General features: G+C 63.1%; 19 protein-coding genes. 9 read left to right on the forward strand and 10 right to left on the reverse strand.

Going from position 1 to position 21,526, the window contains the following annotated elements; all coding sequences use genetic code 11:
* Positions 1 to 52: 52 nt before the first annotated feature.
* A complete protein-coding gene (locus tag V7714_RS13770; protein ID WP_335710256.1) occupies positions 53 to 1,189 on the reverse strand; it encodes an acyl-CoA dehydrogenase family protein in 1,137 nt (378 codons plus the stop codon).
* Between the two features lie 153 nt (positions 1,190 to 1,342).
* Between V7714_RS13770 and V7714_RS13775 the strand changes: the two genes are divergently transcribed.
* From V7714_RS13775 to V7714_RS13790, 4 genes are all read left to right on the forward strand, one after another.
* Positions 1,343 to 2,548, forward strand: coding sequence for an acetyl-CoA C-acetyltransferase (locus V7714_RS13775; protein WP_335710257.1), 1,206 nt, complete (start codon positions 1,343 to 1,345; stop codon positions 2,546 to 2,548).
* A 9-nt stretch (positions 2,549 to 2,557) separates the two neighbouring features.
* Positions 2,558 to 4,669 (forward strand): 3-hydroxyacyl-CoA dehydrogenase NAD-binding domain-containing protein, encoded by a 2,112-nt coding sequence (locus tag V7714_RS13780; protein ID WP_335710258.1) that lies wholly within the window; start codon positions 2,558 to 2,560, stop codon positions 4,667 to 4,669.
* A 92-nt stretch (positions 4,670 to 4,761) separates the two neighbouring features.
* On the forward strand, positions 4,762 to 6,537 hold the full coding sequence (phaC, locus tag V7714_RS13785) for a class I poly(R)-hydroxyalkanoic acid synthase (RefSeq protein ID WP_335710259.1): 1,776 nt from the start codon (positions 4,762 to 4,764) through the stop codon (positions 6,535 to 6,537).
* Positions 6,538 to 6,849: 312 nt separating this feature from the next.
* Positions 6,850 to 7,671: a mechanosensitive ion channel family protein gene (locus V7714_RS13790; protein WP_335710260.1), complete on the forward strand. Its 822-nt coding sequence runs from the start codon at positions 6,850 to 6,852 to the stop codon at positions 7,669 to 7,671.
* Positions 7,672 to 7,708: 37 nt separating this feature from the next.
* On the opposite strand, the gene V7714_RS13795 is transcribed toward V7714_RS13790, so the two are convergent.
* The 4 genes from V7714_RS13795 to V7714_RS13810 form a co-directional block, all read right to left on the reverse strand.
* The gene (locus tag V7714_RS13795; RefSeq protein ID WP_335710261.1) at positions 7,709 to 8,269 is read right to left on the reverse strand and encodes a DUF2062 domain-containing protein; all 561 of its coding nucleotides are present in this window, start codon (positions 8,267 to 8,269) and stop codon (positions 7,709 to 7,711) included.
* 78 nt (positions 8,270 to 8,347) lie between these two features.
* The gene (locus V7714_RS13800) at positions 8,348 to 8,908 is read right to left on the reverse strand and encodes a DUF5610 domain-containing protein (protein ID WP_335710262.1); all 561 of its coding nucleotides are present in this window, start codon (positions 8,906 to 8,908) and stop codon (positions 8,348 to 8,350) included.
* 238 nt (positions 8,909 to 9,146) lie between these two features.
* Entirely contained in the window at positions 9,147 to 10,322 is a 1,176-nt protein-coding gene (locus tag V7714_RS13805; RefSeq protein ID WP_335710263.1) for an ABC transporter permease, read from the reverse strand.
* Complete coding sequence (locus tag V7714_RS13810) at positions 10,319 to 11,482, reverse strand: ABC transporter permease (protein WP_335710264.1); 1,164 nt, start codon at positions 11,480 to 11,482, stop codon at positions 10,319 to 10,321. Before V7714_RS13810 ends, V7714_RS13805 begins: the two co-directional genes overlap by 4 nt.
* A 116-nt stretch (positions 11,483 to 11,598) precedes the next feature.
* Between V7714_RS13810 and V7714_RS13815 the strand changes: the two genes are divergently transcribed.
* Positions 11,599 to 12,750: a GGDEF domain-containing protein gene (locus tag V7714_RS13815; RefSeq protein WP_335710265.1), complete on the forward strand. Its 1,152-nt coding sequence runs from the start codon at positions 11,599 to 11,601 to the stop codon at positions 12,748 to 12,750.
* Between the two features lie 25 nt (positions 12,751 to 12,775).
* Here the strand turns inward: V7714_RS13815 and V7714_RS13820 are convergent, their stop codons facing one another.
* Together V7714_RS13820 and V7714_RS13825 are read right to left on the reverse strand one after the other, a co-directional pair.
* Positions 12,776 to 13,498, reverse strand: coding sequence for an ABC transporter ATP-binding protein (locus V7714_RS13820; protein WP_335710266.1), 723 nt, complete (start codon positions 13,496 to 13,498; stop codon positions 12,776 to 12,778).
* Complete coding sequence (locus V7714_RS13825; protein WP_335710267.1) at positions 13,495 to 14,688, reverse strand: efflux RND transporter periplasmic adaptor subunit; 1,194 nt, start codon at positions 14,686 to 14,688, stop codon at positions 13,495 to 13,497. Before V7714_RS13825 ends, V7714_RS13820 begins: the two co-directional genes overlap by 4 nt.
* Before the next feature lie 240 nt (positions 14,689 to 14,928).
* Between V7714_RS13825 and V7714_RS13830 the strand changes: the two genes are divergently transcribed.
* From V7714_RS13830 to V7714_RS13840, 3 genes are all read left to right on the forward strand, one after another.
* Positions 14,929 to 15,588 (forward strand): glutathione S-transferase family protein, encoded by a 660-nt coding sequence (locus V7714_RS13830; protein ID WP_335710268.1) that lies wholly within the window; start codon positions 14,929 to 14,931, stop codon positions 15,586 to 15,588.
* 234 nt (positions 15,589 to 15,822) lie between these two features.
* On the forward strand, positions 15,823 to 16,017 hold the full coding sequence (locus V7714_RS13835) for a hypothetical protein (RefSeq protein WP_284198276.1): 195 nt from the start codon (positions 15,823 to 15,825) through the stop codon (positions 16,015 to 16,017).
* 183 nt (positions 16,018 to 16,200) lie between these two features.
* On the forward strand, positions 16,201 to 16,707 hold the full coding sequence (locus V7714_RS13840; RefSeq protein ID WP_335710269.1) for a DUF456 domain-containing protein: 507 nt from the start codon (positions 16,201 to 16,203) through the stop codon (positions 16,705 to 16,707).
* Here the strand turns inward: V7714_RS13840 and V7714_RS13845 are convergent.
* The 3 genes from V7714_RS13845 to lptF are packed head-to-tail and all read right to left on the reverse strand — an operon-like array spanning position 16,677 to position 19,797.
* Positions 16,677 to 17,537 carry an alpha/beta hydrolase gene (locus V7714_RS13845; RefSeq protein ID WP_335710270.1) on the reverse strand — a complete coding sequence of 287 codons (861 nt, stop codon included), beginning with the start codon at positions 17,535 to 17,537 and terminating at the stop codon, positions 16,677 to 16,679. The two genes, V7714_RS13840 and V7714_RS13845, sit on opposite strands and share 31 nt — an antisense overlap.
* Positions 17,534 to 18,610, reverse strand: coding sequence for an LPS export ABC transporter permease LptG (gene lptG, locus V7714_RS13850; protein WP_290333084.1), 1,077 nt, complete (start codon positions 18,608 to 18,610; stop codon positions 17,534 to 17,536). The genes V7714_RS13845 and lptG overlap by 4 nt, the downstream gene beginning before the upstream one ends.
* Positions 18,607 to 19,797: an LPS export ABC transporter permease LptF gene (gene lptF, locus V7714_RS13855; protein WP_335710271.1), complete on the reverse strand. Its 1,191-nt coding sequence runs from the start codon at positions 19,795 to 19,797 to the stop codon at positions 18,607 to 18,609. The genes lptG and lptF overlap by 4 nt, the downstream gene beginning before the upstream one ends.
* A gap of 84 nt (positions 19,798 to 19,881) precedes the next feature.
* Between lptF and V7714_RS13860 the strand changes: the two genes are divergently transcribed.
* Positions 19,882 to 21,525: a leucyl aminopeptidase gene (locus tag V7714_RS13860; RefSeq protein WP_335710272.1), complete on the forward strand. Its 1,644-nt coding sequence runs from the start codon at positions 19,882 to 19,884 to the stop codon at positions 21,523 to 21,525.
* The last annotated feature ends 1 nt before the right edge of the window (position 21,526 follow it).

A 21,526-nucleotide genomic window follows, 5' to 3' on the forward strand; every position in this document is an offset into this window, starting at 1 on the left:
AGCAATCCTGCTTTCGTCGCTATGCAAGCTGGGCATGTAGAAGCGCTAGCGCCTACATGGCCTTGGCGATGATCTCCTTCATGATCTCGCTGGAGCCGGCATAGATGCGTGCCACCCTGGCAGACGCCCATAGGCGGCCTATGGGGTACTCGGCCATATAGCCATAGCCGCCAAACAACTGCAGGCTGCGGTCGGCCACCCGGCCCAGCAGCTCCGATGTCCACAGCTTGGCCTCGGCAGCATCTACCGCATCCAGCGCACCCAGGTTGTATTCAGTGACCAGTCTATCCAGGTAGACCTGACCTACGTCCAGCTCGGTCTTCATGGCGGCCAGCTCGAAACGGGTGTTCTGGAAGTCGATCAGGCGCTGACCAAAGGCCCGGCGCTCCTTGACGTAGTCCAGTGCCAGGTTCAGTGCGGCCTGGGCGGCAGCATGGGCGCCGATGGCGCATGTCAGCCGTTCGGGCGCCAGCATGCGCATCAGCAGCTTGAAGCCCTGGTGGGCTTCGCCCAATAGGGCATCCTTGGGTAGCTTGACGTCGCGAAAGAACAGCTCTGCCGTGTCCTGGCTGTGCTGGCCGATTTTCTCCAGCTTGCGGCCCACCTCAAACCCGGCCCAGCCTTTTTCGACCAGGAACAGCGACAACCCGCGTTTCTCGGTGGGGTGGGTGCGGGCAGCGACGATGACCAGATCGCTATGCACGCCGTTGGAGATAAAGGTCTTGCTGCCGTTGAGCAGCCAGTGCTCGGCATGCTCCACGGCCTGGGTCTGGATGCCGGCCAGGTCGCTGCCGGTATTGGGCTCGGTCATGGCAACGGCCAGCACGCACTCGCCTGATACTACCCCTGGCAGATAGCGCTGCTTCTGCGCCTCGGTACCGAATTCATCGATATAGGGTGCCACCAGCGAGGAGTGCAGGCCCATGGCAAGACCCCATTCGTTGGCGTAGCCTAGCTCCTCGGCCACGATCTGGTCGTAGCGGTAGTCGCGGCAGCCTGCGCCACCGTAGGCCTCGTCGACAAAGGTGGCCAGAAAGCCCAGCTCGCCAGCGCGGCGCCAGATGGCGCGGGGCACCATGCCGGCGGTTTCCCAGGCGCGCTGGTGGGGTAGGACTTCTTCGGCCAGCCAGCGGCGGAAATTGTCGCGGAACAGATCATGTTCGGGTTCGAAATGGCGGCGTGGCAGCATGTTGTCTCTTTGTCTCCATGGTTTGCAGCGCGCGGGGCAGATACGCACCACGGTGCGCGTGATTTTTGGCTGGATGCTACAACGTTTAGAGTTTATGCGCTAACCTAGCGCTTGCTTGATATTTATCGAATCAGATTGCTCAAGGACAGACACATGACTGATGCGTTGATCTATGACGCCCTGCGTACCCCGCGTGGCAAGGGCAAGGCCGATGGCAGCCTGCACGAGGTCAAGCCGATCTCTCTGCTGACCGGCCTGATGCACGCGCTGGAGGCGCGTACCGGGCTGGCCACCGCTGAGGTGGACGACGTGGTGCTGGGTTGCGTTACCCCGGTGGGTGATCAGGGCGGTGATATCGCCAAGACGGCGGCACTGGCGGCGGGATGGGACTGGAAGGCTGCCGGCGTGCAGGTCAATCGCTTCTGTGGCTCGGGCCTGGAGGCAGTCAACCTGGCGGCGCAGAAAGTGCGCTCAGGTTGGGAGGATATCGTGGTGGCCGGTGGGGTGGAGTCCATGTCGCGCGTGCCCATGGGCTCGGATGGCTGGGCCATGGCGACCGACCCGCAGACGGCCAAGGCGCTGGGTTTTGTGCCACAGGGCATAGGCGCCGACCTGATCGCTACGCTGGAGGGCTATGGCCGGGCTGAGGTGGATGCCTTTGCCGTGGAAAGCCAGCGGCGCGCTGCGCAGGCACGCAGCGAGGGGCGTTTTGCCCGCAGCATCGTGCCGGTACGCGATATCAATGGCATTGCCATCCTGGCCGAGGACGAATTCATCAAGGCCGGTACCACACTGGAAGGCCTGGCCAAGCTCAAGCCCAGCTTCGAACAGATGGGGGCCATGGGCTATGACGCCGTGGCGCTCAAGCGCTATCCCTGGGTGGAGCGGATTGCCCATGTACACCATGCCGGCAACGCCTCGGGCATAGTCGACGGCGCCGCACTGGTGCTGGTGGCCAACGAGGCCGCCGGCCGCCGCTATGGCTGGACGCCGCGCGCTCGCATCGTGGCCACCGCGCTGACTGGAACCGACCCGACCATCATGCTGACCGGCCCGGCGCCCGCCGCCCATAAAGCCCTGGCCAAGGCCGGGCTGACGGCGGATGACATCGATCTGTTCGAGGTCAACGAGGCCTTTGCGGCCGTGGTGATGCGCTTTGCCCGCGAGATGGGGGTGGGGATGGACAGGATCAACGTGAACGGCGGCGCCATTGCCATGGGCCACCCCCTGGGGGCGACCGGCGCCATGATACTGGGCACGCTGGTGGACGAGCTGGAACGGCAGCAGAAGCGCTATGGCCTGGCCACGCTCTGCATAGGCGGCGGCATGGGCATTGCCACCATCGTGGAAAGAATCTGAGGGCAGAGCATGAGCATACGTTACGACATCGACGCGGACCGCATCGTCACCCTGACCCTGGATGCGGCCGACGACAAGACCAACACCATGAACGCGGCTTTCCGTGCTGCCTTGCACGCCGTGGCCAACCGGCTGGAAGCGGAGCGCGGGCAGATAACCGGGGTGATCGTGACCTCGGCCAAGCGCAGTTTCTTTTCGGGCGGTGATCTGAAGGAGCTGGTCGCCATCCCGGCCGATGGTGCCGAGGCGTTCTTCCTGATGGTGGAAAAGCTGAAGGCCGATATGCGCCGTATCGAGACCTTGGGTGTGCCGGTAGTGGCGGCCATTAATGGCAGCGCGCTGGGCGGTGGGTTCGAGATCACCCTGGCGTGCCATCATCGCATAGCCCTGGATGATGCCAGCCTGCGGCTGGGCCTGCCCGAAGTGACACTGGGCCTGTTGCCCGGCGCCGGTGGCGTGACCCGCATGGTGCGCTTGCTGGGACTGCAGGAGGCTTTCGAGTATCTGGTGGAAGGCAAGCAGTTTGGCGCACAGGCTGGCCACAAGGCTGGGCTGGTGCATGCACTGGCGGGTTCGACAGAGGACATGCTGGCCCAGGCGCGAGCCTGGATCAAGGCCAACCCCCACGCCAAACAACCCTGGGATGCCGAAGGCTACAAGCTGCCCGGTGGCGTGCCCAGCCAGCCCAAGGTCGCCCAGATGCTGGCGGTGGCGCCGGCCATGCTGTACGAGAAGACCCGTGGCAACTACCCCGCGCCAGAGGCGGTACTGGCCGCCATGGTGGAAGGTGCGCAGGTGGATTTCACCAATGCCTGCCGGATAGAGACCCGTTACTTCACCCGCCTGGCAACCGGCCAGGTGGCCAAGAACATGATTGCGACGCTGTTCTTTGCCATGAATGAAATCAAGGCGGGTGCCAGCCGGCCTGCGGGCATCGCCGTGCGCCAGGTGGCGCGGGTGGGCGTGCTGGGGGCGGGCATGATGGGGGCAGGCATAGCCTGGGCCTGCGCCAGCAAGGGTGTGCAGGTAGTACTCAAGGATGTGAGCCTGGCCGCCGCCGAGAAGGGCAAGGCCTATAGCGCCAAGCTGCTGGAGAAGCGGATAGCCAAGGGCCGCTGCAGCGAGGCAGAGGCGGCAGCCATCCTGGCGCGCATACAGCCCACCGAGGCTGTGGCGGATCTGGCCGGATGCGAGCTGGTGATCGAGGCGGTATTCGAGAGCCGCGAACTGAAGGCCAGGGTGACCCAGGAAACCGAAGCCGTGCTGCCTGCCGACGCGGTGTTTGCCTCCAATACCTCGACCCTGCCCATCAGCGGCCTGGCCCAGGCATCGCGAGCGCCGGCCCGTTTCATCGGCCTGCATTTCTTCAGCCCGGTGGACAAGATGCAACTGGTGGAGATCATCAAGGGCCGCGATACCGACGCGGCCACGGTGGCGCTGGCCTATGACTTTGTGCAACAGATAGGCAAGACCCCTATTGTGGTCAATGATGGCCGTGGTTTCTTTACCAGCCGGGTGTTCGGTTGCTACATCAACGAAGGCATGGCCATGCTGGCCGAGGGCGTGCCGCCCGCCATGGTGGAGCAGGCGGGCTTGCAGGCCGGCATGCCGGTCGGCCCGTTGGCGGTGACCGACGAGGTTAGCCTTACCCTGTGCGAGCACATCAGCAAGCAGGCGCGCGAGGACTTGGGCGACGCCTATATCGCCCACCCGGCCGAGGCGGTGGTCAACCGCATGATCCACGCATTGGGCCGTAGCGGGCGGGCGGCTGGCGGCGGCTTCTACGACTACCCCGAGGGCGGTAAGAAACAGCTCTGGACTGGCCTGGCGGCCTTTGCCCAGCCGGACAGGCCGCTGCCCGACATGCAACTGCTGATAGACCGCTTGCTGTTTGCCCAGGCGCTGGAAACCGCTCGTTGTTTTGATGAAGGTGTGCTGGAGAGTGAGCGGGATGCCAATGTCGGCGCCATCCTGGGCATAGGATTCCCGGTCTGGAGTGGCGGCGCCATGCAGTTCCTGCATCAGCATGCTGATGCATTGGGCCGTGCCGCCGAGCTGGCTGTGGCCTACGGGGATCGCTTTGCGGCACCGGCAGGATTGGCTGCACGCCTGGGCCGATAAGCCGGTAAGGTCGTCCCGGCCTGCAGCCAGGCCCATGCCATTGCTACGGCGGTAATGGCATGGGCTACACTGCCCGCACAAGGAGACCGGCCATGACCGAACCGCACGACCGCCTGACCCAGTTGAGCGAGCTGGCGGCACGCTGGCAGAAGCTGATGCAGGACAAGCTGCAGCAGCAAGCCAGCGGCGCCCCCCAAGTGCAGATACCCGATCCGCAGAGTGTGCAGCATGCCTTCGAGGCGCTCTGGCGTGTGGTGCTGGAAAAGCCCGAGCCTATACTGCGGGCGCAGATGCAGTTCTGGATGGACTATGCCGAGATGGCACAGGCGGCCATGCGCCAGTTCTGGCTGGGCGAGCCTGCCCAGCCCGCTGCCCAGCCGGACAAGCGCTTCAAGGATGAGCTGTGGGTCAACAACCAGGTATTTGGCTTCGTCAAACAGGCCTATCTGCTGGCTTCGCGCCATATCCAGGACAGCGTGGCCGGGGTAGACGGCCTGGATGAGCATACGGCCCAGCGGGTGCAGTTCTATACCCGCCAGTTTGTCGATGCCATGGCCCCCACCAATTTCCTGGCGACCAATCCGGTGGCGCTCAAGGCCACGCTGGAAAGCGGGGGCGAGAACCTGATCAAGGGCTTTGGCCACCTGCTGGAAGACCTGGAACGCAATGGCGGCCGCATGATGCCGCGCATGACCGATCTGGATGCCTTTACGCTGGGCGAAAATGTGGCCATGACGCCGGGCAAGGTGGTGTTCCAGAACGAGCTGATGCAGCTGATCCAATATGCACCGCTGACCGATAAGGTCCACAAAACGCCATTGCTGGTGGTGCCGCCCTGGATCAACAAGTTCTATATCCTCGACCTCAAGCCCAAGAACTCCTTGATACGCTGGCTAGTGGAGCAGGGGCATAGCGTGTTCGTCATCTCCTGGGTCAACCCCGATGGCCGCCACCGCGACAAGGGCTTTGAGCACTATATGACCGAGGGCACCCTGGCCGCGCTGGATGCCATACAGGCAGCTACCGGCGAGAAGCAGATCAATGCCGCCGCCTATTGCATAGGTGGCACCCTGCTATCGGCCACCCTGGCCTGGATGGCGGCGGCCAAGGACAAACGCTATCCACCCAGCCGCATCAAATCGGCGGCCTTTTTCACCACCATGATCGATTTCAGCGAGCCGGGCGAGCTTGGGGTATTTATCGACGAGGAGCAGTTGGGCAGCCTGGATGCCTATATGGAGGAAAAGGGCTATCTGGAAGGGCACCAGATGGCCGGGGTGTTCAACCTGTTGCGCGAGAATGATCTGATCTGGAGCTTCGTGATCAACAACTACTTGCTGGGCCGCGAGCCCATGCCGTTCGACCTGCTGTACTGGAACTGCGACTCCACCCGCATGCCAGCCGCCATGCATCGCTTCTACCTGCGCAAGATGTACCTGGAGAACGTGCTGAAGGACCCCGGCGGGGTGACGCTGGCAGGCGTGCCCATCGATATGCGCGCCATCAAGACGCCGGCCTATTTCATCTCCGCCCGCGAGGATCATATCGCCCCCTGGCAATCGACCTATGCCGGCGCCCGTCTGCTGCAGGGGCCGGTCCGCTTTGTGCTCGGCGGCTCCGGCCATATCGCCGGCATCGTCAATCCGCCTTCGGCCAACAAATACGGCTATGCCACCAATGCGGCGTTGCCGGAGACGCCGCAACAATGGTTGGCAGGCAGCAGCGCACATGAGGGCTCGTGGTGGCTGGACTGGGCCCTATGGGTGCAGCCATACCAGGGCAAGCCGGTTGCTGCGCGGCAACCCGGCGCGGGCGAGCTGCCCGCCATCGAGGATGCGCCAGGCAGCTATGTGAAGGCCAAGTTGTAGCGGGATTGCTGTCGCGGAAACCGCGCTTGGTTGTATGCGATGAATTTGCTTGGGACGCTCCGTCACTGACCCTTTGCTTGGCCCTGGCGTCATCGATATGCAAGCGATGGGCTGGGTAGCGCTGCCTACCAGGCTTGCGGTCGATATGTCCTGCAGCCAAGGGGGGCTTCGGCTCTGCTCGGTTAATGATATGGGGGTGAAATCAGCCCACTCAGGCGCTAAGCTGAGCCCACGGCCGAATGGCGGCCGCAGCCAGAACCTGGCGTGTCTCGGTGTACCACTGGCGCGCACAGGTTCGCCTGGAGGAAAAAAATGGATATTGATTTCGCACACTGGCAGGATCTGTTGCTGGGCTACGCCACCACCCTGGGGGTCAAGCTACTGGCGGCGATCGCCTTCTGGGTCATAGGCCGCTGGCTGATAGGCATAGCCGAACGGGCGGTGCGCAGCTCGCTGGAGCGGCAGAAGGTGGACCCCACCGTGATGCGCTACATAGGCGGGGTGCTGACGGTTACGCTCAATATCCTGCTGGTGATAGGCATACTCGGCTACTTCGGGGTGCAGACCACTACCTTTGCGGCGCTGATTGCGGCTGCGGGTGTGGCCATAGGCATGGCCTGGTCGGGCTTGCTGGCCAATTTTGCGGCTGGTGCCTTCATGATTGTGCTACGGCCTTTCAAGGTGGGCGATTTTGTCTCGGTGGCCGGCATTACCGGCACGGTGAAGGAGATCAGCCTGTTCACCACCACCATCAATACGCCTGACAATGTGCTGACCATCGTGGGCAATAACAAGATATTCGGCGATACCATACAGAATTTCAGCGCCAATCCTTACCGGCGGGTGGAACTCAAGGCGCAACTGGCTGGCAGCGCGGATCACCGTGCTGCAATTGCCTTGTTGCAGGGTAAGCTGGCCGGCATTGCCAATGTGGTGGTCGACCCGGAACCCGAGGTATCGATACTGGAATTCAATCTGGTGGGGCCGGTGCTGGCGGTACGGCCGTTCTGTCATAACGACCACTACTGGCAGGTGTATTTCGATACCCAGGCCCTGATACGTGAGGCCCTGGCCGAGGCGGGCTTTCCGGCACCCATGCCGGCACAGACCGTGGTGGTGCACAACGCGGGTTGACCCGCGTCATGCCCTGGCTGCGACGTTGAACAGGCTCTTACATCCCTGCAGTAGCCCTGCGTTGCCGCCGGCAATGCAGGGCATGCCTGACATGCAGGCGCCAGCCCAGTTGGACTGCGCCATAGCCAGCCAAGGCCAGCAGCAGAGCCAGCACCACGATGCCTATGGCCAGCGGCGTGCCCAGTGTCACCATCCAGTCCAGCCAGGCTTGTACGGTGCCTGCCAGATTGGCCCAGTCGGTTTCCGGCGCCGGCGGGATATGGGCGGGGCCACCGTTGGCGCCGGTGATCAGCCGACCCAGCCCGAATGCGGCCAGGTAGAGCGGGACGATGGTAAAGGGGTTACTGAAGAAGGTGCCGAAGATGGCCACCGGCAGGTTGACCCGGAACAGAATGGACAGCACGGTGGCTGTCAGCATCTGCAGTGGCCCCGGTATCATGCCGCAGGCCAGCCCTACGGCCAGACCACCCGAGACTGAATGCCGGTTGAGGTGCCAGAGGTTGTGGTGGGTCAGGAAGGGGGCGCAACGCCGCAAGAAGGCGTTGCGATTGAGCGTGTCACGGTCAGGCAACCAGCGGCGTAGTAGTTTTCGAGGCATGGGCAGCTGCGGCGGGAAGTTGATCGGTGGACTGCCGCCGGGACAAAAAGTGCCTTCCCGTTCCCGCCTTGCACACGGCTATTGAGCGCTATCGGGCTTGGCGGGCATGTGCAGTTTGGCAAATGCCTGCAGGCCATTTTGTACCAGCTCCCAGGTCTTGTCGATATTGCTGGCGATCTGGTCCTTGAGTACGCCCAGGCTGTCCAGTATCTCGCGCGCCTCGGCAAAACCCTGTGCCACGCCCTTGCCTATGGTCTGCATGAAATTGTCCAGCACGCTGGCTTCGTCTTCATCCGGGCGCTGCTGTTTGAACAGCTCGTAAAAACCGGTGGAAAGATCGACGATACGCTTGGCGGTCGCTTCCGGGCTGACATCGAGCGGGTCGTACTCGGCCGGTTCTGGTAGTGCCTCGCCTTCGGGCAGGGCGATGCGGGCACGGACGCTGATGGCTTCGTAACTGGTCTGCAGTACCAGCTTGAGATGGTTGTTGCCCTCGCTGAAGGAGGCACTGAAGCTGTAGCTGGACTGGGTATGGCTGATCTCCAGGCCCAACTTGGCCTTGTCGGCTGCTTTGCCGGTGGCGGCATGGGGCGCGTGGGCCTGGGCCTGCTGCCCGGCGTCTAGCGATGCGAGTTTCATGGTGGTGCTCCTGTCATTGCCTTGCCCGTTTGTATGAGTTCGCCGGGCTATGCCACCTTATCGGCAGCAAACCGGTTTTATATAGGGCAGCCGACCAGCGGTGGATAGAAAAAACCGCTTGGCCACAACTGGCAACCTTGGGAGTGCTGCCTGCCGTTGGTCGGCTTGGTAGCGTCATGCCCCCCGGTACCAGGGATGGTGTCACCATCCAGCCACGACTTGCATGGGCGACAGGGGCTCAGGCTGCCCGCAAGGCATCGACGATTTGCATGCGGGCCGCCCGCACGGCAGGCAGAAAGCCGCCCAACAAGCCCATGAAGAGGGCAAACAGCAGGGATTTGACCACAATGGCCGGGGTGAGCGTAAAGCTGAATGCCAGCTCGGAGAAGGTTTGCCAGTTCATGGTGGAGACGGCAAAGAACTGCATGAAGGACGCCAGTACCACACCCATGACCCCGCCCAGCAAGGCCAGCAGCAGTGATTCGGCCAGAAAGGCGGCCATCACGCTGCTGCGCCGGTAGCCCAGTGCCCTGAGCGTACCGATTTCGCCGGTGCGATTGGCGACGGCGGCATACATGGTGATCATGGCGCCGATGACGGCGCCTATGGAGAAAATGACCGAGAGTACGGTGCCGAGTATGGAGATAAATGTGGCCATGGTCTGGGCCTGGTCGGCATAGAAGCGGGTTTCGCGCTTGTATTCGGTAGTCAGGCGCTGGTCGGCCTCCAGGGCCTGGCGGCTTGCCTCGTAGCCATTGCTGTCCGCCAGCTGGAACACCAGGGCGGAATAGTTGATGCGGCGAAAAGCCTGCATCATCTGTTCGGCGTCGCCCCAGATCTCGGAGTTGAAACCCGTCTTGCCAGCGTCGAAAATGCCCACCACCAACCAGTCGCGGCGGGCAAAGCGCAGGCTGGTGCCCAGCTGTACGCCATCGAAACCATCGGCAATGGCACGCCCGACGATGATCTCGGAGCTGCCGGGACGGAACTGGCGGCCGGCCAATAGCTGAACCTGGGGCCGCAATGCCAGCCCTTGCTCGCCAGCCCCCCGCACCACCACATTGGCCGGCTTGCCGCTGCCCTGTTTCTTCAGCGAGATCAGTACCACGCTCTCGCGGCTGCTGAGCAGGCGGCCGGCGCCATCGAGCGCGATATTGGGCTGGCTTTCGATGATGGCGGCCTCGCTACGGGACACGCCGCTCTGGACTTCGGTCTGCGAGCCCTTGCGTATGACCACCACATTCTGGGGCAGGCCGGTTGCGGTCAGTGTCTGCTTGAGGCCGGCTTCCAGCATCAGCACGGTGGCAAAGACAAACACCACCAGGGCCATGCCGCCCGCCGTGAGGCCGGTGGTGAGCTTGCGGGTCAGCAGGTTACGCCAGACATAGCTGAGTGGGACGCGGGTCAGGTTCATGCAATGGCCCTCAGGCCGTCAACAATGCGTATGCGCATGGATTGCCAGGCGGGTACGGCGGCAGACACCAGTGCGACAACCAGGGCAGCACCGGCCTGTAGCCAGAGTGTCTGGCTGGCGATATGAAAGACCGGGAACAGATTGTCCAGGGCGTGGCCTACCAGTTTAACGGCGGGGAAGCTGAGCAGGATGCCCAGGCCCGCCCCCAGGGCGCATAGCAGGACGCTCTCCAGCAGGATCAGCCAGCCTACCACTGGTGGGCCAAAGCCCAGCGCTTTGAGCGTAGCGTACTCGGCCGTGCGTTCGCGTGCCGCCATGGCCATGGTATTGGCCATGACGGCCATGATGATGAGTATGACCACATAGCTGACCACCTGGATGGCCAGCACGATGCTGTCAGTCATGGCGACAAACGACAGTTGGAAGGATTTTTCGGTCTCGGTCAGGGTCTCGGCCAGCGAGTTGCGGAACTGATTGTCCACCCGCTCGCTGATCAGTGCCGCTTCGCTGCCCTCGCGTATGCCCACCACGAACACGCCCGTGGCATTGCCCCGCTTGGGATAGCGCTGCAACACCCATTCGTTCAAGTAGTCCCAGTGGAAGAAAAACTGGTTCTCATCGGTGGTGGCATCGCGCCCCTCGTAGATGCCGCGTACCACAAAGGACCAGGTGCCGGGGTAGATGGTGCCCTTGAGCGGGATGGTATCTCCTACCTTCCAGCCAAAGCGCTGGGCCAGCTTGCGACCCACCAGGCAACCCCGGCGGTCACGGAAGAAGGCGGCGCGTTCTGCCTCATCCACCTGAAACTCGGGATACAGCCGCAGGTAGCTGGGTGGGTCCACGGCGAACTGGGGGAAGAAATTCTTGGGCTCGATATAGATACCGCCAAACCAGTTGGCCCAGGAGATGCCGGTTACGCCTTCCACGCTGCGTATCTTCTCGCCGTAGCTCATGGGCAGTGGGAACACCAGCGAGATGGCGCTGCGGCTGATCAGGCGCTTGTCGGAGGCGGCATCTGCCCCGGCATACCAGGCGGTGACCACGGTGCTGAGCAGGCCGAACGACAGAATCGCGACGGCCAGGCCGGCCAAAGTGAGTGCCGCACGCAGGCGATGGCGCAGGGCGTTCTTGAGTGACATGCGCAGCAGGAACAGCATCATGGCAGCATGCCCCCGTACCGGTTTGGCGGCAGGGTCGGCGCCAGGGGGCGGAAGATGAAATAGTCCATAGCAGGTTCTACAGTAAGGACGTTAGGTTTCGGCGTGGAAAGGCCGACATGCTTGATGCCCGCACGCTGGCTATTGCCCTGGTAGTCACCACCTTGCTGTCTGCGCTGATGCTGCAACTGGCCAGCTATGGCCGCATGCATCTGCCCGGTGGGCGCCACTGGGTGGTGGGCTTGCTGCTGCTGGCGGTGACCTGGGGCTTGATGGCCTTGCGCGGGGTGGTGCCCGATGTGCTGAGCGTATTGCTGGCCAACCTGCTGATATTCACCGCCGCCGTGCTGCTGTATGCCGCCATGGCCGAGGTGGTGGGCCTGCCGCCCTATCCGGCCAATCTGCGCTGGACCGCCATAGCCGGTGCTGGATCGCTGAGTCTGGCCTTCTTCTGCGGCGCCATACCCATGCTCATGATCTTTATCGTGTCGCTGGCGCTGACCTTGTTGCTGGTGATGTCGGTGCGCATGCTGCTGCGCGGGGCTACTCGCATGGACGCCCCGGCCCGCTATGCCATGGGGCTCTGGTTGGGCTTGTGTGCCCTGATCTTGCTGGTGCGTACCATAGGTGCGCTGGTGCATCCGCCGGCTTCCATGCAGATGACTGGGCCGCTGCACACCCTCTCCATGCTGGCAGCCCAGGTTATCGTGCTGGGTTGCTCGCTCGGCTTTGCCCTGATGGCGCGGGAGACCATGGTGATGGAGCTGGCGCAGCGGGCCACCCACGATGCCCTCACCGGCGCTTTCAACCGCTATGCCTTTGATCCGGTAGGCCAGGCTGCCCTGACCCGGCTGGCACGCGAGCCGGGCGAGTTGTCGGTGCTGATGCTGGACATCGATCATTTCAAGCAGATCAACGACGAGGTCGGACACCTGGCCGGCGATGAGGTGTTGTGTGAGGTGGCACGACGCATCGAGTCGCTGTTGCGGGGTGGCGATATGCTGGCCCGCTATGGCGGGGAGGAGTTCTGCATCCTGCTGCCGGCGACCGGCCCGTCCGAGGCCCTGCAGGTGGCCGAGCGCCTGCGTCTGGCTATCGCCGAGGAGCACTTCATGCTGAAGGGCCGCAGCATCAAGGTTACCGCCAGCATAGGGGTGGCCACCGTGGCCGAAGCCATGGAACTCAAGCAGCTTATCGGCCTGGCGGACAGTGCCCTCTATGGCGCCAAGCAGGCTGGCCGCAACCGTAGCTGCGGGCCAGACCGCTGCTAGCGCAGTGGCGCTGTCCGGTAAGGGTTCAGGTAGGGGAGGGGGCGGCACGCGGATTGATCTCCAGGCTGGACAGCTCGCCTTTCTCCAGGTGGCGTATGGCGTGGGCGCGCTCGGCTGCACGGGCATCGTGGGTCACCATGATGATGGTCTTGCCCAGCTCGGTATTGAGCCTGTCCAGCAGGTCCAGTATCTCGCCGGCTGATTTTCTGTCCAGGTCGCCGGTGGGTTCGTCCGCCACGATCAGGGTGGGGTCGGTGACCAGGGCGCGGGCAATCGCCACCCTTTGCTGCTGGCCGCCCGAGAGCTCATTCGGGTAATGCTGCATGCGGTCGGCCAGGCCGACCATCTCCAGTGCCAGCGCGGCATGCTCGCGCCGCTCCCGTCGGCTCAACCGGGTCAGCATCAGGGGCAGCTCCACATTCTCCAGGCCAGTCAGCACCGGCATCAGGTTGTAGAACTGAAAAATGAAGCCTACGTTGCTGGCACGCCAGTCGGCCAGGTCGGCCTCGTCCAGTGTGGCGATATCCGTGCCACCCACCAGTATCTGGCCGCCGCTGGGTTTGTCTATGCCGGCAATCAGGTTCAAGAGGGTGGATTTGCCGGAGCCGGACGGCCCCATCAGGGCCAGGAAGTCGCCTGACCGGATATCGAAATCGATATCGGTCAGTACCTCCACCGCCTGCCCGCCACGGGTATAGGATTTGCTGACATGGCGCAGTGCGACTGCGACTTCGGCACTGGCTGTCAAGGTTTCGCCTCCACGATGCGGGCACCGTCCTTGAGGTCGCCAGGTTCCAGTACCACTACCTCGTCCAGCTTGATGCCAGCACGCACCTCCTGCATGTCGCCCAGCTGGCCACCCAGTTGCACTGCAGTGCGGTGGGCTATGCCGTCGCGTACGACAAACACCGCGCCCTGGCTGAGCGCCTTGGGGTTGATCGCCAGGCGGGGCTTGCGTTCGTCGGCCTGGAGCGGACGGCTGAGGAAGCTCACCTTGGCGCTCATCTCGGGCAGGATGCGGGGGTCTTTCTCGATAAAGCCGATCTTGAAGGTGACCGTGGCCTTGCTGCGATCCACCGAGGGCACGATGCTGCTGACACGGCCCAGCAGGCGCAGGTCAGGCAGCGCATCCAGCTGTATCTCGCAGGGCTGCTCCGGCTTGGCCTTGAACAGGCTGGCTTCGGATACGTCTGCCTCTACTTCCAGGGTTGTCATGTCGGCCATGCTTACCACGGCGCCTTTGGAGTCGGCACTAGCATTGAAGGGCGAGATCACATCACCGACATTGGCGGTCTTGGTCAGCACCACACCGGAGAACGGCGCACGGATATAGGCGTTCTCCAGACCCACACGCGCCTGTGTCAGTGCGGCTTCGGCCTGTCTCACTGCTGCCGCCTGGGCGCCGACCAGGGCTGCGGCCTGCTTGGTGCGCGAGATGGCATTGTCGTGGGAGGCGCCGGCGATAAAGCCCTGCGCCAGCAGCTCCTGGCTACGGCGGAAAGCCCGTTCGGCTTCCAAGGCCTCGGCCTCGGTCTGCTTGAGCCGGGCGCGGGCCGCTTCCACATTGGCCACGGCCTGGGCTACCTGGGCTTGCAGATCGGCGCTCTCCAGCCGGGCGATGACTTCGCCTTCCTTGACCTGGCTACCTTCGCGCACACCCAGCCATTCCAGCCTGCCCGTGCCTTTGGAGGCGATGGCGGCTTTTTTCTGCGCGACCACATAACCGGTGGCAGTGAGGTCCGACAAGGCCGACGAGGGCCATGCCTGGGTGACCTTGGCGGTCTGCACTGCAACCGGCCTGCCGCGCTGGCTGAAGACCAGGGCGGCGCCTGCCAGTACCATCAACACCAGTGCGATACGCCATTTGCCCCAGCGCTTGCGGCGCTTGTTCGGCTGAGCGGTGCGATCAATGGCGAGTTGCTTGAGGGTGTCGGTCATGGCGGGAGGTCCGTTTAGGATTCCCGCATTCTAGGGCCGGCGGTGGGTGAGCGGCGTGTACCACGCATAAATTTGCTATCCAGTTGCGATGGCGCAAATATTCCAGCTATGGATGCTGCGGTTGATGAGGCCCGGTACGAGTTGATCCAGGGGGCAGGCCCGGTGATTGGACAATCAAGCGGCGCCGCTTGCAGAATGCAGCGGGCTTGCTCGCGGTTCCATAAAATGGGAGGTCTCACGATGTCGCTGGTGCTCTACGGTCATGCTTTCTCCTCCTATACACAGAAAGTGCTGGTGGCGCTGTATGAGAACGCCACGCCTTTCGACTTCCGCAGCATAGGGCCGGATACCCCGCAGCATACGGCCGAGTGGCTACGGCGCTGGCCCCTGCGCAAGTTTCCGCTGCTGGTGGATGGCGAGCGCAGCATCGCCGAGACCAGCATCATCATCGAGTACCTGCAGCATGCCTATCCTGGGCCGGTGCGCCTGCTACCCGCTGACCCGGTCGCAGCGCTGGATGTGCGCTTTCTTGACCGCTTCTTCGACCTGCATGTCATGAACGCGGCACAACACGCCGTGGATGGTGCCTTGACGGGCGACCCGGTGAAGCGACGGGAAGGCATGGCGCAGGCTGTCGGCAAGCTGGAACTGGCCTATGCCTGGCTTGAAGGGCAATTGGCCGGCAGGACCTGGGCTGCCGGTGAGGATTTCACACTGGCAGACTGCGCCGCCGCGCCGTCGTTGTTCTATGCGGACTGGACACATCGGATAGCCGAGACGTTTCCCGTACTGCGCGCCTACCGTGCACGGCTGCTTGCCCGCCCTTCCTTCGCCCGTGCGGTGGACGAGGCGCGATGGTTCAGGCCGAATTTTCCCTTGGGCGCGCCGGACAGGGATTGAGGTTTGCCACCGGCCATGGCCGAAAAGCTGGGGCGCCGGGCGATTAGGACTGTATCGAGGTGGGCAGTGCTGATCGCGGGTAGCCGCAATATCAAAGCTGCCCTAGCAAGGTTGCCAGTGAGGCCCGCGTATCGGTGGTTCCGCGACGAACGGCCGCGCCAAATTGTCCATACGGGTCTAGAGTTGGGTCTCAAGCGGTGTGTATTCTGCACTGCGCCAAGGAAAGGAGGCTGGATGCGCGAACAGTCCTTTATCGACACGCTAGGCTACCGAGGCCCGGAACGTCGCTTGCAAGATCGTCGCACCCCGATACACCCTGAAGACCGCGACTGGCGTATTTACAACCTCGCGCTGGAAAGCAGTGAACAGCGCGGTTCCCTAGGCCGACGTGATAGCGATTATGCATTTCTCGCGGGCTTGCAGCACTAGGCCCGCCATAGGGCGGCGCGCGTAAGCGCCGCTGCTGGCCCAAGCCGGCAAATAAAAGGCGACCGTGGTTTCGGTCGCCTTTGCATTTGTGCGCCACCACCATGAGGCTGGGCATAGGGCAGGCATTCCCGCTATGCTTGCTCCCCGTCGCAGCCGTAAGGGCTGCATTGCTCATGGGTTGTCATGGATTTTCTCTATATCGGCGGCTGGTTGCTGGCCGTACTGCTGATGCTGGCCGGTTTTGCCGGCAATTTGCTGCCCTTGCTGCCATCTGCGCCGCTGTTGTTTGCGGGTTGCCTGCTGGGTGCCTGGCTGGACGATTTCAAACGCCTGGGCTGGGGTTGGCTGGGCGTGTTGCTGGTGCTGGCCATCATTCTGCAGGTCGTTGATTTCGTGTCTGGCGCCTGGGGCGCCAAGAAGGCGGGGGCCAGCCGTCAGGCGGTCATTGGGGCCACGCTGGGCGCCATCGTGGGCATCTTCGCCGGCATACCCGGCCTGATACTGGGCCCGTTTGTCGGTGCCGCTGTGGGCGAGTGGATGGCCAGCGGCGATACCCTGAAGGCGGGCAAGGTGGGGGCGGCAACCTGGCTGGGATTGCTGATAGGTACGGTGGCCAAGGTGGGCCTGAGCCTGTTTATGCTGGGCTTGTTTGTACTGGCCTATTTTCTGGGGGCGCCTTCGGTGCCTTGAGCAATCCCCTGTAGGAAGCTTCGCAAGGCGGCATCATAGGCCGGGGCGGATGACAGGTCGCCATGGCCCGTGTTGGGTAGTTCCACCCAGATCTTGCTGCCGCGCCAGGCATCGTGCAGGCGCTGGGCGTGGGCCTTGGGTATCAGCTGGTCTTCGCCTGCCACCAGAAACAAGGCTGGCTCTTGTCGTTGCGGTGCCTGCGCGGCTGAATCGAAACGGTGGCGCAGCAGCCAGCGTACCGGCACCCAGCGATAGTGCCGCTGGGCTACGGCGGTGAGGCTATCGTAGGGGGTGATCAGCACCAGTCCACTGAGCTTGCGCTCGGCCGCCAAGGCCACCGCGACCCCGCTGCCCATGCTGCGGCCCATGGCGACAATGCGGCCGGCTTGCACATCGCTACGGCGGCTCAGGTGGTCGTAGAGCAGCAAGGCATCGGCACGCAAGGCGGCTTCACCGGCCTCGCCCTGGCTATCGCCAAAACCACGGTAGTTGAGGGTGGCGATGGCCCAGCCGGGCCAGGCGGACTGCTCGGCCAGGATGTGGCTGACTTCTTCGGCATTGCCACCAAAATACAGCAGCAAGGGCCAGGGGCCGGTTTGCGCAGGTTTGCGTAGCCAGCCCCGCAGCGTGTGGCCTTCGGGGCTGACCAGGCTCAGCGTCTCGGTGCCGGGAAGGCTGCCGGTGGCGGTTCGCTGCGCATCATCCAAGGGCTGGGGCTGGAACAGCAGGCGCTCCTGCAGCAGGTAGAGCAGCAGCCACAACAGTACGATTGCACCGCTTGCGCCCAGCGCGATGCGCAGCAAGGTGCTGGCCAACCCTGCCGCCGTCATCGGCGTTCCTGCCACCAGAGCAGGAACAGCGCCAGTATCAGGAACAAGGTGGAAGGCAGGATGGCGGCCAGAAGCGGCGGCCAGTCATACAGCAGGCCGAAGTGCCCGACCAGTTTGTTGACGAAGTAAAAGCCCAGGCCCAGCATGATGCCGATGAACAGCTTCATGCCTACCCCGCCGGCTCGACGCTGGGTCTGGGCAAAGGGCAGGGCGATGATCAGCATGGCAAGACAGGCAAAGGGGTAGACCAGCTTGCTCCACAAGGCGATTTCGTAGCGACTGGTTTTCTGCTGGTTGCGGGCCAGGTGGTCGATATAGTCGAGTAGGGTCAGCACCGACATCTGCTCGGGCTTCACCAGCAATACCTGCAGGGTGTCGGGTGTCAGTACCGAGCGCCAGAGGTACTCGGGCATGTGCTGGACATCCACCTTGTCGCCGTGGAAGTTGGTGAGGATGATTTCCCGCAGCTTCCAGGCCTGCTCGGATTTCTGCCAATCGCCAAAGCGGGCATAGCCATAGGCTGTCATCTGCCGCTTGTCATCGAACAAATAGACATGCACATGGCGCAGGGTCTGGTCGGGCAGGACTTCGCGCACATTCACAAAGCTGCTGTCGTCCTTGAGCCAAAAGCCGGAGCGGTTGTTCTGGGCGACCAACTGTCCCTTGGCCGCCAGCCGCAACTGGGTGGCGGTGCGTTCAGCTGTGGGGGCCAGGTACTCGCCTGCCGCCATGGTGATCAGGGCGAAGAACAAGCCCGCAATGCCCAGTATGCCCAGCAGGCGCCAGACCGACAGGCCACCCACCCGCATGACGGTCAGCTCGGAGTGCTGGTTGAGCATGGAGAGACCGATCATGCCGCCTATCAGCACGGCGATGGGCATCAGTTCATAGGCGTGGCCAGGTATCAGCAGCAGCACATAGGCCAGCAGCTTGCTGAAGGTGTAGCTGCCTTGGCCCATGTCGCGCAGTTCGCCTATCAGGTCGAAGAACAGGAACAGGCCCAGCAGCCCGGCCAGCACGAACAGGCTGCTGCGGGTGACTTCGGCAATAAGGTAGCGGGAGAGCGATTTCATGATCGGGGTTTGGCCCGCCAGCGGAACAGGCCCCAGGCAATGGCGGCCATGGCCAGATGCACCGGCCAGATGCCTATCAGGCTGGGGAGTTTGCCCGCCGCGATCCAGCTCTGGGCGATGTTGACCAGATTGAGGTAGATGGAAAACAGCAGGACGGCGACGATAAGGTTGAAACCCCGGCCGACACGTGGATTGACATAGGCCAGCGGGATGGCCAGCAGAGCCAGCAGCAGCGTACTGATGGGGCTGGCAATGCGGCGTGCCAGTTCACCCTTGTCTTCGGGGTTGTCGCTATGCCAGAGCGCCAGGGTGGATTGCGTCTCGCTGGTGGTGGTGGCTTCCCGCCGGTCGGGTTCCTGTACCCGTATGCGGGCTTCATTGAATTCCACGATGCGGTAATTGGGCTGGCCCAGCATGCCCTCATAGCGGCGGCCGTTCTGCATGACCAGTATGCGCTCGCCATCGGGCAGGCTGCGCAGATAGCCCTGGGCTGCTACGGTAACGCTATGGGTGCCATCCCTGGCGGTGGACTGCACGAAGATATTGCGGGCTGCACCCGCAACGCCGGAGAAATTCTCGATGAAATAGACCCGGTCGCTGAGAGAGGATTCCTTGAACAGGCCCGGCGCCAGCGCTGACATATCGTCTCGGGTAGCCAACTGTTCGCGGTATTCACGGCTTTTTTGCTTGGCCCAGGGGCTGAGGCCCAGGCTGAGCATGGCCACCACCAGCGCCAGTGGAATGGCAAAGGTCAGTACCGGCCTGATCCAGGCGGTAAGTGGTTGGCCGGCCGCAAACCAGATGGCCATCTCGTGGTCGCGCCAGGCGCGGGTTAGCGACCAGAGTACGGTGATGAAGACCGTCATGGACAGCAGCCATGGCACCAGGCCGAGCAGCGTGAAACCCAGCAAGGCGGCCACGGCTTCGGATACGATGCCGCCACTGGCCGCAAGGCCGAGCAACTTGGCACCGCTGGTTACGATCATAATGCTGAGCAGAACGACGAACACGCCCGCGCTCATGACACCGAATTCGCGCAGCATGGCACGTTCGAACAGGCGCTCTGAAGGTAGGCAGGAACGTAGCAGGGAAGGGGAGGCTGAATGGGCTGGCACGGGTTGCGCTTTGACTTTTGCCGGTCTAGTTCGGAAAATCGGGAGAATTTTCCTGATTCTCGCTACGGCCATAAGCCGCAGTGCGTTTCAAAAACCTAGCGGGGTGCGCTGCCTATACCTGGCAGCGGCCGAGCCGCGATCTTACAGGAGTCCACCGTGGAAATCATTGCAAAGGCCGTGAGCCCCGAAAAACACAAGGCGGCCGTATTGGCGCTGTCGGTCACCGAGGGCAAGCTCGGGGCGGCTGCGCAACTGGTGGACAAGGCGGCCGGTGGTCACCTCAGCGCCATATTGAAGCTGGGCGACCTGGATGCCAAGTCAGGCAGCAGTGTACTGCTGCACAAGGTGGCCGGCGTAGCGGCCGAGCGTGTACTGCTGGTCAGCACCGGCAAGACCGACAAGGAGTTCCGCGATGCCGCACGCGCAGCCGTGCGTGCTGCGACGGCTGCTGGTGGCGAGCTGGCATTGGCTTTTGAAGGCCGCGATGCGGCTTGGGCTGCCGAGGAAATCGCCGTGGCGGCATTTGATGCCAGCTACAAGTTCGATGCCACCAAGTCCAAGAAGGACGACAAGCCTGGCCTCAAGAAAGTGACCGTGCTGGTGGCCAAGGCCGATGAAGCCGCTGCGGCCGTCGGTGTGGCTGCCGGTGTGGCACTGGGAAGCGCCATCAACCTGGGAAAGGACCTGGGCAACCTGCCACCCAATTTCTGCACTCCCACCCATCTTGCCAACACCGCCAAGGATATTGCCAAGCAGTTCGGCATGAAGGTGGAAGTGCTGGAACGTGCCGATGTCGAGAAGCTGGGCATGGGCTCGTTTGTCTCGGTGGCCAAGGGCAGCACCGAGCCGCTCAAGTTCATCGTGCTCAAGCACGAAGGCGGCAAGAAGGGCGACAAGCCCGTCGTGCTGGTGGGCAAGGGCATCACCTTCGATTCGGGCGGCATCAGCCTGAAGCCGGGCGAAGGCATGGATGAAATGAAGTACGACATGATGGGCGCGGGCTCGGTGATTGCCACCATGCACGCCGTGGGCGCCATGAAGCTGCCGCTGAATGTCTACGCCGTGGTCGCCAGTTGCGAGAACATGCCTGCCGGCAATGCCAGCAAGCCAGGTGATGTCGTGACCACCATGAATGGCCTGACTGTCGAAATCCTGAATACCGATGCCGAAGGCCGTTTGATTCTGTGTGACGCGCTGACCTATGCAGAACGCTTCGAGCCTGCCGCCGTGGTGGATGTGGCAACCCTGACCGGTGCCTGCGTGATTGCCCTGGGCCATCATGTGACCGGCCTGTACGCCAACAAGGAAGAGCTGGGTCGTGAGCTGGTGGCGGCCGGCGAAACCGCTGGCGACCGTGCCTGGCAGATGCCGATGTTCGACGAATACCAGGAACAACTGAAGTCCAACTTCGCGGACTTGGCCAATATCGGCGGTCGTCCTGGTGGTTCGGTCACCGCGGCCTGCTTCCTGTCGCGCTTTGCCAAGAAGTATGACTGGGCTCACCTGGATATCGCCGGTACGGCCTGGAAGTCGGGCGCGGCCAAGGGTGCGACTGGTCGCCCTGTGCCGCTGCTGACGCAGTTCCTGCGTGCCCGTGCCGCAGCGGTGGCAGGCAGCAAGCCTGCAGCCAAGGCCGCACCGGCCAAGGCGGCCGCCAAGCCCGCGACCAAGGCAGTGGCCAAGCCCGCCGCCAAGGCTGCAGTCAAGCCTGCTGCCAAGGTTGAAACCAAGGCTGCAGCGAAGCCTGCCGCAAGGCCTGCGGCGAAGCCCGCTGCCAAGCCGGCTGGCAAGAAGAAGTGAT

The organism is Chitinimonas sp. JJ19, assembly GCF_036961565.1.
In the GTDB taxonomy this organism is placed as follows: domain Bacteria; phylum Pseudomonadota; class Gammaproteobacteria; order Burkholderiales; family Chitinimonadaceae; genus Chitinimonas.

What these genes read in the sequence shown, in the direction of transcription:
- V7714_RS13770 (WP_335710256.1), bottom strand. Translation starts at nt 1,189, where the DNA reads ATGCTGCCACGCCGCCATTTCGAACCCGAACATGATCTGTTCCGCGAC.
- V7714_RS13775 (WP_335710257.1), top strand. Translation starts at nt 1,343, where the DNA reads ATGACTGATGCGTTGATCTATGACGCCCTGCGTACCCCGCGTGGCAAG.
- V7714_RS13780 (WP_335710258.1), top strand. Translation starts at nt 2,558, where the DNA reads ATGAGCATACGTTACGACATCGACGCGGACCGCATCGTCACCCTGACC.
- phaC (WP_335710259.1), top strand. Translation starts at nt 4,762, where the DNA reads ATGACCGAACCGCACGACCGCCTGACCCAGTTGAGCGAGCTGGCGGCA.
- V7714_RS13790 (WP_335710260.1), top strand. Translation starts at nt 6,850, where the DNA reads ATGGATATTGATTTCGCACACTGGCAGGATCTGTTGCTGGGCTACGCC.
- V7714_RS13795 (WP_335710261.1), bottom strand. Translation starts at nt 8,269, where the DNA reads ATGCCTCGAAAACTACTACGCCGCTGGTTGCCTGACCGTGACACGCTC.
- V7714_RS13800 (WP_335710262.1), bottom strand. Translation starts at nt 8,908, where the DNA reads ATGAAACTCGCATCGCTAGACGCCGGGCAGCAGGCCCAGGCCCACGCG.
- V7714_RS13805 (WP_335710263.1), bottom strand. Translation starts at nt 10,322, where the DNA reads ATGAACCTGACCCGCGTCCCACTCAGCTATGTCTGGCGTAACCTGCTG.
- V7714_RS13810 (WP_335710264.1), bottom strand. Translation starts at nt 11,482, where the DNA reads ATGATGCTGTTCCTGCTGCGCATGTCACTCAAGAACGCCCTGCGCCAT.
- V7714_RS13815 (WP_335710265.1), top strand. Translation starts at nt 11,599, where the DNA reads ATGCTTGATGCCCGCACGCTGGCTATTGCCCTGGTAGTCACCACCTTG.
- V7714_RS13825 (WP_335710267.1), bottom strand. Translation starts at nt 14,688, where the DNA reads ATGACCGACACCCTCAAGCAACTCGCCATTGATCGCACCGCTCAGCCG.
- V7714_RS13830 (WP_335710268.1), top strand. Translation starts at nt 14,929, where the DNA reads ATGTCGCTGGTGCTCTACGGTCATGCTTTCTCCTCCTATACACAGAAA.
- V7714_RS13835 (WP_284198276.1), top strand. Translation starts at nt 15,823, where the DNA reads ATGCGCGAACAGTCCTTTATCGACACGCTAGGCTACCGAGGCCCGGAA.
- V7714_RS13840 (WP_335710269.1), top strand. Translation starts at nt 16,201, where the DNA reads ATGGATTTTCTCTATATCGGCGGCTGGTTGCTGGCCGTACTGCTGATG.
- V7714_RS13845 (WP_335710270.1), bottom strand. Translation starts at nt 17,537, where the DNA reads ATGACGGCGGCAGGGTTGGCCAGCACCTTGCTGCGCATCGCGCTGGGC.
- lptG (WP_290333084.1), bottom strand. Translation starts at nt 18,610, where the DNA reads ATGAAATCGCTCTCCCGCTACCTTATTGCCGAAGTCACCCGCAGCAGC.
- lptF (WP_335710271.1), bottom strand. Translation starts at nt 19,797, where the DNA reads ATGGCCGTAGCGAGAATCAGGAAAATTCTCCCGATTTTCCGAACTAGA.